General features: G+C 42.0%; 11 protein-coding genes and 1 pseudogene. 2 read left to right on the top strand and 10 right to left on the bottom strand.

Going from position 1 to position 11,255, the window contains the following annotated elements:
- Positions 1-234: 234 nt before the first annotated feature.
- From BN1546_RS21110 to BN1546_RS21075, 8 genes are all read right to left on the bottom strand, one after another.
- The gene (locus tag BN1546_RS21110; protein WP_090738772.1) at positions 235-984 is read right to left on the bottom strand and encodes a polyketide synthase; all 750 of its coding nucleotides are present in this window, start codon (positions 982-984) and stop codon (positions 235-237) included.
- Positions 985-1,030: 46 nt separating this feature from the next.
- Complete coding sequence (locus tag BN1546_RS21105) at positions 1,031-1,792, bottom strand: enoyl-CoA hydratase/isomerase (protein ID WP_040103364.1); 762 nt, start codon at positions 1,790-1,792, stop codon at positions 1,031-1,033.
- On the bottom strand, positions 1,789-3,051 hold the full coding sequence (locus BN1546_RS21100) for a hydroxymethylglutaryl-CoA synthase family protein (protein WP_025676543.1): 1,263 nt from the start codon (positions 3,049-3,051) through the stop codon (positions 1,789-1,791). Before BN1546_RS21100 ends, BN1546_RS21105 begins: the two co-directional genes overlap by 4 nt.
- Positions 3,052-3,066: 15 nt before the next feature.
- Positions 3,067-4,314: a beta-ketoacyl synthase N-terminal-like domain-containing protein gene (locus BN1546_RS21095; RefSeq protein WP_090738771.1), complete on the bottom strand. Its 1,248-nt coding sequence runs from the start codon at positions 4,312-4,314 to the stop codon at positions 3,067-3,069.
- Positions 4,292-4,531: an acyl carrier protein gene (locus BN1546_RS21090; protein WP_013371940.1), complete on the bottom strand. Its 240-nt coding sequence runs from the start codon at positions 4,529-4,531 to the stop codon at positions 4,292-4,294. Before BN1546_RS21090 ends, BN1546_RS21095 begins: the two co-directional genes overlap by 23 nt.
- 25 nt (positions 4,532-4,556) lie before the next feature.
- A complete protein-coding gene (locus BN1546_RS21085) occupies positions 4,557-5,324 on the bottom strand; it encodes a 4'-phosphopantetheinyl transferase family protein (protein WP_255305475.1) in 768 nt (255 codons plus the stop codon).
- A 103-nt stretch (positions 5,325-5,427) separates the two neighbouring features.
- A complete protein-coding gene (gene loaP / locus BN1546_RS21080) occupies positions 5,428-5,958 on the bottom strand; it encodes an antiterminator LoaP (protein ID WP_230493796.1) in 531 nt (176 codons plus the stop codon).
- 317 nt (positions 5,959-6,275) lie between these two features.
- Entirely contained in the window at positions 6,276-6,911 is a 636-nt protein-coding gene (locus tag BN1546_RS21075; RefSeq protein WP_040103360.1) for an MBL fold metallo-hydrolase, read from the bottom strand.
- A 476-nt stretch (positions 6,912-7,387) separates the two neighbouring features.
- Here BN1546_RS21075 and BN1546_RS21070 point away from each other — a divergent pair, with 476 nt between their 5' ends.
- Positions 7,388-7,942 carry a carbohydrate binding domain-containing protein gene (locus tag BN1546_RS21070; protein WP_090738769.1) on the top strand — a complete coding sequence of 185 codons (555 nt, stop codon included), beginning with the start codon at positions 7,388-7,390 and terminating at the stop codon, positions 7,940-7,942.
- 830 nt (positions 7,943-8,772) lie between these two features.
- Positions 8,773-9,714 carry a cysteine synthase A gene (gene cysK, locus BN1546_RS21065; RefSeq protein ID WP_090738768.1) on the top strand — a complete coding sequence of 314 codons (942 nt, stop codon included), beginning with the start codon at positions 8,773-8,775 and terminating at the stop codon, positions 9,712-9,714.
- A 204-nt stretch (positions 9,715-9,918) separates the two neighbouring features.
- Here cysK and BN1546_RS21060 read toward each other — a convergent pair.
- Both BN1546_RS21060 and BN1546_RS21050 read right to left on the bottom strand, forming a co-directional pair.
- Positions 9,919-10,253 (bottom strand): annotated as a pseudogene (locus BN1546_RS21060) (YolD-like family protein).
- A gap of 497 nt (positions 10,254-10,750) precedes the next feature.
- Positions 10,751-11,236 carry a hypothetical protein gene (locus BN1546_RS21050; RefSeq protein WP_090738767.1) on the bottom strand — a complete coding sequence of 162 codons (486 nt, stop codon included), beginning with the start codon at positions 11,234-11,236 and terminating at the stop codon, positions 10,751-10,753.
- Positions 11,237-11,255: the final 19 nt, after the last annotated feature.

Here is an 11,255-nt window from a genome sequence, read left to right as displayed (position 1 = left end):
TCATCCACCAACTCCTCAAAACACAAAATTTAAATACAACATGAGCTAAATGCTTATCACGATGTCTATTTTGAGCTGCTGTTTCACGTTTGAAGCGTTGCCTAATCGAAAGTAGCAAAGAAAAAACGAGTGATGAGAAAGGCTATGTGCCCCTTTCACACTCGTTTCCAGATTCCCATGAACAACCGTAAAAGGCGTTCAACAAATCTCGATAAATTAATCTATAAAAAATTGTTATTTTCCAAACAAGTTGATAATTCGTTCTTTAACCTCGGCTTGATGAAAGGTCTTCTCATGCATAATCAGCTCTTGTTCTACGATTTTGGGAAGCTGAGCTCGGAGTGGAGCAACCAGATGATCCTTTAACGTGATTAATGAAAATCTGGGTTTTTCGGCAAGCTGTCTAGCAAGGTCCAACCCATAGCTCATCACTTCTTTGCGAGGCAGAACTGGAAACGGCACTCCCCGCTTCTCCAGTTCTGCACCTCGATAATTCCCCCCATTTAACAGTAATTCTTCTCCCAGGCTGAACCCCAGTTTTTGGGGAATAATGAACGTCGCACCCATGCCCGGTGTGAATCCATATCTCATAAAATTAGTCGTGTACATACTTTCCTTGCTCAGGATTACGAAATCAGAAAATAGCCCCATGACAAAGCCCCCACCAACCGCATGGCCCTGCATGGCAGCTATCACTGGAACTTTGCAGTTCAATGCCAGAGAGTAAATATTTTCATCAGTAAACTTCGATGTCCCTTCATGTATAGCCAATAGTCCTTCTTGCGTCCCACCAGTGGCAAAGTAGTTGTCATACCCTGTTAGAATTACGACTTTGCAGGTCGAGTCATCCTGGATCGTTCGGAACGCTTCTCTAAGTCCATGAGTCATTTCAAGTGTAAATGTATTTTTATGAACTCTATCTTGCATTGTTACTTGAATAATCCCTCGCTCGATCTCAAGTAACTCAACCACAGATTGTGACATGATGATCTACTTCCCCCTAAGCATCCCGTCTTGTGGCAAACGCCCATCAGTCCATCCACGGAAATTGACCTGTTTCGACATAGCGGAAAATGCCCTTAAGATTTTGAGCGTCTGAAAACACCTCTTGATTGGAAGCCAACGCCAGTGGTTTGCACTGACGCAAATCGCTGAGTTCGTCCATAAAGCGCTTGTAGCGTAAAATACCCGTTTTGGACAATCGTCTAAGACGTAATAAATGCTTGCGCAGCACCGTATCGCTCTGTGCATCATACACATCAACCAATCCCCATGAAAGAGCCTGTTGAACCATAATTGGCTGTGTCATTAATGTCAAATAATTCGCTTTTTGAAATCCAATTCTGCGTACTAAAAAGGGCAGAACACAAGCAGGGAAAAGCCCAAATAACAATTCCGACAGACTAAACTGTGCTGTCTGATCTGCTATCACAATGTCGCTGGCAGCAATAAATCCGATACCGCCAGCGTTTGCCTTTCCTCGCACATGAGAAATCGTGATATAGGGCCCCGTCGCCAGTTTTAACCACAGATCATACAGAGGTTCGGGATTCTGTGCATGCTCATGTTCATTTGTCATGTTTTCGTACATTCCTTGAAAATCCGCTCCAAGACAGAACACCTCCGGCAGACCTTCCAAAACGACGATCGTAACCGATTCCTCACACAGTGCAAGCACGTGCATGCATTCCTCAATGAGGATGTTATTAATCGTGTTATTTGCCTCCGGTCGGTAAAACCGTAAATAACAAATCGAATCTTGGAACCGAACCTGAATCGTTTGATAATTCATGATTCCCACCGATATTTGCGGTGGAATTCATAAATTTCTTCCAGATATAACCGCTGTCTCCCTTTCCCGGAATCAATCACTCCCGAAACCAATTGAAAGTCCAGTTTGGTGTTGCGGGTTCCAAAGCGTACAGCACCGCTGCCTTTCAGCAAGGATTCATATTCATCCATGGATAATTGATAGCGATCATCCAAATTACGCTCGATCTCAAAACGACGCAGATACTCCTGGCCTTGCGGCATGACCACACCGCTATAAAATTCTGAGCAGCAGCCTGATCCATAGGAAAAACAACCAATCCGCTTCGGAGAATCAAATGTGCCCTTATCAATCGTGCCTGCCAAGGACAGGTACAAGGTCGCACCCATAATATTGCCGACTCGTTGGCAATACTCCAATCCTGGCTTGACACGTTGTAAATAATCCGCCTCAATCTCATTCGGTTTGGCCTGAGTCATCCTTCGCATCATTGTTCGATGCGCTCCTTTTACCATTCCACCGAATGGGGTATGGAAGGAAAGATACTGGAAGGTATCTTTATAATCCACCCCTTTTACCCGTTTCTGGTATTCCAGAAATGCTTGCTCGCAACAGTCCAGATAGGACATTAAAGACAAGTCCGCATCTCCGGCCTCGCTATCTGGTATCGGCCGGCAAGTATCCATCACCTCATAGCCATAATATCCATTAGCACCCGCATCAACTTGGAATATATGAGGATTTTCACTAATGAGCATGGCCACAGCTCCTGCTCCTCCGCTTGGTTCAGCGTAAGACCAATCCTCACTCAAAACATCCCCGCCTTCAGCGGCAATAAATCGTGAGATATCAGTGGCAATGACAAGCGCTTTGGCCCCTGGAGAAACCTGGGATAAAATAAAATTCACCGCCATTTGGAATCCGGCAGTCCCCGAATAACAGGCTTGCTTGAGTTCAAATAGCCTGCAATTCCGATTCAGCCCCAAATAGTGGTGAATATATGTACTGATTGATTTGCCAAAATCAATGCCTGATTCTGTACAGGTTATAAGCATTTCGATGCGGTTTTTTTCCGCTTCAGAGAGGGCGTCCACCAGCGGTTTTGCCGCATTGACTCCGAAGGTAACCGGATCTTCATAGGGCAGAGCAACAGCCTTTTCTTTCATTAGCAAATTTTCAAATCTCGCTGGGTCCAACTGTCTGTGCTGCGCTAATTGCATGACATCCAGATAGGCTGAGCCCCCAAAAACGTTCATCGCCTCTATTCCTACCAATACCATAACGCTCCCCCTTTCTTAAATACCCGACTCACACTTTTGCATACAAATGGCAGTATTGATTCCGCCAAACCCCATGCTTAGGTTCATAGTATTATGAATAGCTGCTGGAATGGGCTCATTTTTCACCCAGTTGCAATCCACTCCGATAGACTTCTCCAAATTACGCGTAGGATGAAGTTTCGACTCCTTCATTTGTAAAAGAGTAGCAATAATTTCAACCGTTCCAGCCGAGCTCAGGCCATGACCGATAATGGATTTGGTTGCATTGATGTAAGCGTGCGATAAATTGCAATCCTGTATTGCCTTTATTTCGATCTCGTCCCCAACGACTGAGCCTGTCCCGTGGGGATTAATATAATCAATCTTTTCTGGCTGCAGCTTCGCTTTCTTCAAGGCCCTTTTAATCACCTGAACCTCGCCTTCATAAGAGGGATTGGGATTTCGATTCCGATCCATCCCCATGTCCCAGCCTGTAAGCTTTGCATAGGATTTCCCCTGACGCTTCATTGCAAAATCTGACCGCTCAATGACGATAACTCCGCAAGATTCCCCATATATGAACCCGTCGCGCATCTGATCAAAGGGGCGACAAGCCTTTGCCGGTTCATTAGCGTATCGGTCGCTTCCCATGGCCCCCAAGGATCGCAACGCCTGGCATTCCAAATACGAAATATCCATCAACGCCCCCATCGCAATGCACACATCAACCCGATTTGCTTGAATTGCCTCAATCGCTTGAATGATGGCGACTTGTCCGCTTGCGGAAGCCCCACCGACAGTATACGCTAACCCTTGAATGCCGAATTGCTCGGTACATAGTCCGCATAAGTCAGTATCCATAAAGGAAAGCCCATAGGTTGGAGGTACAAAGTGCATTTTTTCCCGATAAGCCTCATAGGTCTGAAATAATTCCCGTTGCTGAAAATTAGATCCTCCAATCACGAGCCCAATGCGGCTAGGGTCGACGTGATCCAGTTTAGCATCATCCCAGGCTTCTTGAAGGGTAACCATTGCCACCTGTCCTGAAAATGATGCGGTTCGTAACATTCGTTTGGATATGGACTCCGGATAAGATAGAGATGGCAGCTCCGCACCTATAAATGAAGCTTCTCCTTCTCTGCCGGGACGTTGCATAACTCCAAATGCATGTTGCCCTTTGAATAATGCCGAAGCAAAGGCCGTCTTCCCCTGACCAATCGCCGAAGTAACACCAATGCCCGTAATAACTAATTCAGGCTGTCTATAATTTGGCATAGAGCGCATCTGCCAATTCTCCTATATTTTTCACGCCAGATAACTCAACGCGCGGGATATTAAGAGATAATGCTTCCATAGTCTTCATTACAATTTCGGCTCGATCTACCGAATCCGCACCCAAATCTACCAAGCGATCGTCATACTGGAACTGGTGATCATTTAATTCCGGGAGCACTTCACAAATACAACCTTTAACGAGTTCAAACACTTCTTCTTTACGCATGTTTACCCTCCTAAAATTGGATTATCTACAAACAGCTTGGATGAAAAATCGAATTAAATTGCTTATACAATCGAGACATATTCATACTCCATTCCGTCTTCCTTGGCGCTACAATAGTAAAGATGTAGTTCCCCAACCGATACGACTGGGCAGCATATTGTGGAAAGTGCGAAAATGTACTCTGAAAGCATCCACTTTTAAATCTGATCTCGTTAATTTCAAGCACTTGCAATGATGCTGTAAAACCGGTGCGCAATATTTTCGAAATCGCCTCCTTTACCGTCCAAGAAACCGTCAATAAAACAGAGTACTCCTCTACTCCCCGAACGGCTGCGATTCTTTCTCTTTCTTCCATCGTCAACTGGCTTTCCATGGTCTTATTTCGGTTAGGACTTATCCTCTCAATATCAATCCCCATAGGATGCGCTTCTGGAAAAACAACAGCGGTCCCAATATCATCACAGTGGGCGATGCTCACTTGGTATCCAGGGGCGCCGGTAGTTCGAAGCAAGGGCTGGCCGAAAACACCTGTCTCCACGCTTATGTTGCTCAGGTTCGACTCACTCAACAGCAACGATGCTGCTTGTTTAGCACTTAGCCTGCCGAGCAGAAAGTTGGATTTTCGGCGCTGGAATAGCAGGCTCTCAAAGTAGCTACATTCATCTGAATGAAAAATCTCTGGATCGAGAGAAGCACCGGCATGACAAACTGCATGTACAAAACTTACAGCCGCCTTCATCACAGTATCTTCCCGCGTCAATATGAGCTGTTCCGTATACAAGACCACATGCATATCCCCCTATGAACAGGCAAGCCCAAACCAAAAAAAACCTTCAAATCCCTTAAGGGCTCTGAAAGCTTCCACATGGAGAAAAATATTCTCACAATTGTTCTATTTAAACTTTACTAATAATTTCTAAAGCTACGTTCACTAGTCTGATATCACCCATAAATTCTAACTGAATAACCGCCTGTCTTTTATGCCTGTCTATCTTCTTAACTATGCTGCTTCTTCCTTTAAGTGGTCCTTCTATGATACGTATATTGTCTCCTTCAATAATTCCAGTTGAGCATTCTATACAATATCTATCATTGCATAAACTCTCTAAAACTTGTCTCTCGCAATCTCGCATGGAGGCTTCTAACTTCGAATATCTCAATAAACGAATGATATCACTGGAAGTATAAATCATTGAATTTGTACTTGTTACGAACTGCAAGTCAGGTAAGTTGGACTCAATAAATACATAACTGGGGAACAAAGGTGCTAATTCTTTCTTGACTGTTCCTGCTACTTTAAAAAGTCTCTCTTGGATCGGTATAAATGGTTTGTAAACTTCAGAATCAAACCACTTATTAAAAAGTTGTTTAACCCTTTCTTCCCTACCCGTTCGCACAAAAAGCACATACCAATTCACTCCGCTCATCTCCTAACAAAACATACTGCCAAAATCAACTCCTATAATGTCCGCTGCCAGTATATGCATAGCTTCGCCCTTTCACTTATCTGATGGATAAGCTACAATCTCTCACGATATGTCCCTCATCAGTGGTTAACGTGACCCGCCAGCGATTAACCGCAAACAAGTTCCTTTATTTTTCATATAATCATATAAATGGAATAGTATATTTCCATTATAATCCTCTGCCCAAACAGTGTCAATTGCCATTTTGGCAACACCCCAGTCTATCTTTAGGGGGGTGGATGCCCTATCCCCCTATAGAACTCACCCTTTTTACCAACTCATTTGAAATTGAATAGACCTTTTTGGTTGGGACGCATTCTGAAATTAATAAACGGTTTCATACTCGTAAATTGAAAATAAATATTTTCATCCATAAGGTGACTGAGTGGGAAACCAGGTGCTTTACCATATGAATGAGCAGGATAAATTTGAATGGAGCTATCAACCTCTCGCTTTATTTTTTGAACGCTATGATATAAGTCTTTCGGATCTCCTCCATTCGGATCACAAAATCCACAACCTTCAATGAAAATGGTATCCCCCGTAAATAAGTGATTGGATAAAAGATAGCACACACTTCCCATGGTATGCCCAGGGGTCAGAAGACTTATAATTTCTGTTTCTCCAAGTTTGATAAAGTCCCCATCTTTAATAGGATGTAAATTTTTACATCTAAAATGGTAATAATCGATTTCTTGTATTGACATGAATACGTGCGGTCTATACTTTTCCAGGAGCGGATTTACCAAATTAACATGATCTAAATGTGAATGGGTTAATAAAATGGCTCTTAGATTACCATTCAACTGTCGAAGATATGACTCTATTTTTAATATATCCCATGACGGATCGACAATGGCAATGTCTCCTGTTTTTTTATCCATTACAATATATACATAGTTAATAAAATTCATAAAACGGACTCTTAACTGTTCCATATGGTATGTCAGACTCATATCAGCTTTACTGAACCCACCTTCCATGGCCAAATCAAAATTTGTGCGTAAAATTCACTGTTCAAATGCGGCTGAATTGATCTGCATCACTACGCGTTTCCTATGCTGCAATCTTTGCTAAGAGTTCCTGAATAACAAGCATTCCTGCGCTTTTCGGGATCATTCTTGTCTCCGATGGTCTCTCTGTAAAAAGTTGCTGTACCAACGATTATAGCAACTTATGCAATAGAAGGGCTTTGACTCTCTGTTACAAGATTTTGCACTATAAAGTCGAAAAAGCTGCACTGAAAAGGCCGCAAGGCCCAGTATTACGTAACCAAAAAAATACCGCCCTACGACGGTATTTTTGGTTTCTCTTAATATGAACACTATTATTCACACTTTCATAAACTACTAATACAAAATACATTTTTTACAGAAAGAGAGTTGTTTAAATGAAACCTAAAAAAGCTGGAAAAAGTACAACTACTGTCCGTAGAGGGATGAATAGATCCCCTATACAACCTCACACATTGAAGAAGAAAAAAATTTTGCCTACCCAGGCTGTTGTTAGAAACGATGGCTTTGAAGATCAGGATTTGACACCTTGGATTGCAAACGTCAGCAACGTGACAGGTCAAATCTTTATTACCAGAACCAACCCGCACAGTGGCAATCAAGCCGTCAGAATCTCAGCTAACCCGGGGCACAGCGTCTCGCTTAGACAAACGATTTCCGATCTGAGTAGAGGAAGAAGATACCGTGTGACCTTCTGGGTACGTAATTTGATCAGGCCTTTTGGCGGTCGGCTTCAAATTAGTCTAGGAGAGCAAACCTACACAATTCAGCTAAACTCGCTACCTTCATCACAATATGAGAGAGTCTCCCGTACCTTCTCAATCTCAGGGAATTCGGGGACAGTCTCTAGAGATTTAGTGTTCCGTGTTACAGCGCAGGATGCTTTTGCCACCATTCTTTTGGATGATGTATCAATATCCAGATTAAGATAACAAATCACTTGGTGGCATAATTATCCTTACAAAACACAAAACTAAACTGGATTTTTATAGCATGTAATTTACCAAAATAACAACGCCTCCTCCGCATACTAACGGTAAGGCGCTTCGTTGGTCCTGTGTACCTACGGATTGCTCCATTACAGCTACACAGGACCTAGCGTTATTTTCATCCGATTAACACTGATGAGATCGAGATAAAACATGAAATGCCGAGGACCAGGATTGAACCGGTACGGTAATCACCTATCGCAGGATTTTAAGTTATGAGTTTTTAATACACTGTAGTGGCACACAGTTCCACAAGCCAGTATTCTCAAGGCTTTTATATGTCCGTATATGTTCTCATTTGGACTGTAATCTATACAAAACACTAGAGTCTGTCCCCAATAAAAAGAGCAGAAGGATTAATTCCTTACTGCTCTTTTTGCCTTCTATTAAATACAAAATCATTATCCGCCGACCACTAGATTAGCGGGTAGTATCTTTTGCCGTATGTGTTGTCCTACCTCATGCCACTATCATTTATTGTACATTTTAATCTGATTTCTATCCTTCAACGCATCCTGGGAAAAAGCCAGTTTATTATGAACCGTGATAATTATTCTGAAATTAAAAAATGATACACCGTATACATTCTTAATGACTCTCTTGGTTCTGAATAAACTTGGTCTATTTTTTTATGAATAGCACCTTAGGCTTAAACTGTTCCATCCGTTCCTGCTCCTCACTATGAATTAACAGGACATGGTTATGAAAAAAAATTCATGATAATATGTATGTCACAGTAAGTAGATATGAATTAATTGTTTGGAGGGATAATTTTGACTAAAATTCACCAAAAGTTGACAGAGTTAATTGGAAATACTCCTTTGTTAGCACTGTTAAACTACAGCCAAATCCAAAATATTGAGGCAAACGTGGTAGCAAAGTTGGAATATCTCAATCCGGCTGGTAGCGTTAAGGACCGCATTGGATATGCTATGATTAAAGACGCTGAGGAGAAAGGCTTAATCAATAAAGACTCCATTATTATCGAGCCGACAAGTGGCAATACTGGAATCGGACTTGCATTTGCGGCTGCGGCTCTTGGATACAAACTTATAATTACACTTCCTGAAACGTTTAGTATCGAACGTCGCAAGCTTTTGACTGCGTTCGGTGCTGAGCTTGTGTTAACACCGGGATCCGAGGGGATGAGAGGCGCTATCAAGCGTGCTGAGCTTTTGGCTGCCGAAACACCAAACTCTTTCATACCACAGCAGTTTAGCAATCCTGCCAATCCAGAAATTCATCGCAAAACTACAGCTGTGGAAATCTGGGATGATACGGACGGCGGTGTAGATATTTTTATCGCGGGCGTAGGTACAGGTGGAACTATTTCGGGCGTTGGACAGGCATTGAAGGAACGAAAACCTTCTGTAAAAGTGATAGCCGTCGAACCGTTCGATTCACCAGTGCTGTCTGGCGGTAATCCAGGTTCACATCAACTACAAGGACTCGGTGCTGGTTTCATTCCAAATAACTTTAATGAAGAATATGTAGATGAGGTTTTCAAAGTTAAAAACGAAGATGCGTTTGAAACTGCTCGCCTGCTTGCAAAAACAGAAGGGCTGCTTGTTGGTATTTCTTCTGGGGCTGCGGTTTATGCAGCAACACAAATTGCGAAACTTCCAGAAAACAAAGGCAAGATGATCGTGGTCATATTACCTGATACAGGTGAGCGTTATTTGTCCACTCCGCTTTTCTCAGACGTAGAATTATAAAACTCCGAAGGCAGGGATCCCCCTGCCTCTTTTGTTAACTTTCCAGCCACATATAGGATTTTTCTTTTTTAGTTAATTAGCTAAAACACTAGCATCAAATGCTCCTCGAAAGACTTCGACTTGGATTGTCGCAGGTAAGGGGTTGAAAACATTTCTTGTTTGTTGGATAACGTCAGTAGAATATTTACTCCTCTTAGATTTTTGCTAGATACTTGCTGAAATGATACCCTCCAACTCGATCAAACTAAAATTATCCTCGCCACGAAACAGTTTTACTTCCCTACGAGCAGTATTTATAGACGTGATTACACCTGTGAGTTCTTCGTCATCGAACGGGCTAAAAACCCCAATGTTATAGGTTGACATGTGTTGTAGGACTCTATAAGCGCTTGCTCGATCAACTGGGCTTCCTGATCGTCAAGTTCCGGCTTGCCTCCCCGCTGACGGTCTTTCATGAGTTTTAAGTACACTTCCTTGTGTTCTGGTATGATAATCCGACTGCTTTCCCACAAGCCATTACCTTCTAATTTTTTCGACATGTATGTAGTCTCCTGATGTGTTATGTAAAAATTATGTTCTGAACATCCTTCCTTGCAATGGATATAATTTACATCTAATAGAATATAAACCTCAGATTATCCGAGGCTTATATTCTATATAGAATCTGTTTACAGTTTCAGGCGGCGTTGGCTTTGTGGAAATCTTCGGATCCCTAGCCCAGACCTCTATAATTACGATATGATTCGTACCCGTTTTGTTAGCCCATACAAGTATAGTTGTCCTTCTCCAAGGTCAAAAGACCCCGACTTTATATCCGTTACACTCCTACCTGTCTTTATCTCCAGTTCATTCATAATTGGCATTCGTCCATTCTGTGCAGAAAAGTTGTACAGAATACTCAGTAACTTACGCTCAATGTCTGGTAACAAAGCGATCAACTCCTTTGTCAGCATTATATACAAACATGAGTTCTGCAACCAAGTCAAGAAAAGGCTCTACTAACATAAAAATAGCAGAGCCATGATAACGTGATTTTCTATACGTGGAAAAATAAACTTACAGTTTCAAAATAACGAAACCTGAGCTCATCTTCCTGCTCTTCAACATCCATTTCTTTAAACCACTCTTCTTTTGTATCTTCCTCATTAAATATTCTTGAACGCCATAATGACAACCCTAACTCTGGAAAAGAGTACGTCCAACCAATCTCAGGGTGATTTCGGTCGTAAGGAGATATTTTATCGATTAACTTGACTAGTTCATCTGCTTTTGTATTAAATATATCAATTTCTTTAAACAAACAATTAAACTGCTCTTTTGCATGAGAGGCGACTTCAATAAAATTAACTTTCCCTAAAGAATCGTATTCAATCGTAAAAACGTAATGAAAATAGTTGGGGTCTTTGTCCAATTTATCATATTGATTGCTGTATGAGCGAATACAGTGCTCCACCTCACTTTTACTCATACCCAGCGTAATCATACCAATGCCTATTTTTGGTTCGATAATTAAGTTATCCACAAACGTTACTCTCCTGTCA

This window comes from Paenibacillus sp. Mc5Re-14 (assembly GCF_001049835.1).
Classification (GTDB): domain Bacteria; phylum Bacillota; class Bacilli; order Paenibacillales; family Paenibacillaceae; genus Paenibacillus; species Paenibacillus polymyxa_C.
This window is presented reverse-complemented; position numbering and strand designations above follow the sequence as displayed.

Bases quoted from the DNA above. Each gene is read 5' to 3' on its own strand.
- BN1546_RS21095 (WP_090738771.1), bottom strand. From the start codon at position 4,314: ATGCGCTCTATGCCAAATTATAGACAGCCTGAATTAGTTATTACGGGC.
- BN1546_RS21105 (WP_040103364.1), bottom strand. From the start codon at position 1,792: ATGAATTATCAAACGATTCAGGTTCGGTTCCAAGATTCGATTTGTTAT.
- BN1546_RS21085 (WP_255305475.1), bottom strand. From the start codon at position 5,324: ATGCATGTGGTCTTGTATACGGAACAGCTCATATTGACGCGGGAAGAT.
- BN1546_RS21075 (WP_040103360.1), bottom strand. From the start codon at position 6,911: ATGAATTTTATTAACTATGTATATATTGTAATGGATAAAAAAACAGGA.
- loaP (WP_230493796.1), bottom strand. From the start codon at position 5,958: ATGAGCGGAGTGAATTGGTATGTGCTTTTTGTGCGAACGGGTAGGGAA.
- BN1546_RS21110 (WP_090738772.1), bottom strand. From the start codon at position 984: ATGTCACAATCTGTGGTTGAGTTACTTGAGATCGAGCGAGGGATTATT.
- BN1546_RS21090 (WP_013371940.1), bottom strand. From the start codon at position 4,531: ATGCGTAAAGAAGAAGTGTTTGAACTCGTTAAAGGTTGTATTTGTGAA.
- BN1546_RS21070 (WP_090738769.1), top strand. From the start codon at position 7,388: ATGAAACCTAAAAAAGCTGGAAAAAGTACAACTACTGTCCGTAGAGGG.
- BN1546_RS21100 (WP_025676543.1), bottom strand. From the start codon at position 3,051: ATGGTATTGGTAGGAATAGAGGCGATGAACGTTTTTGGGGGCTCAGCC.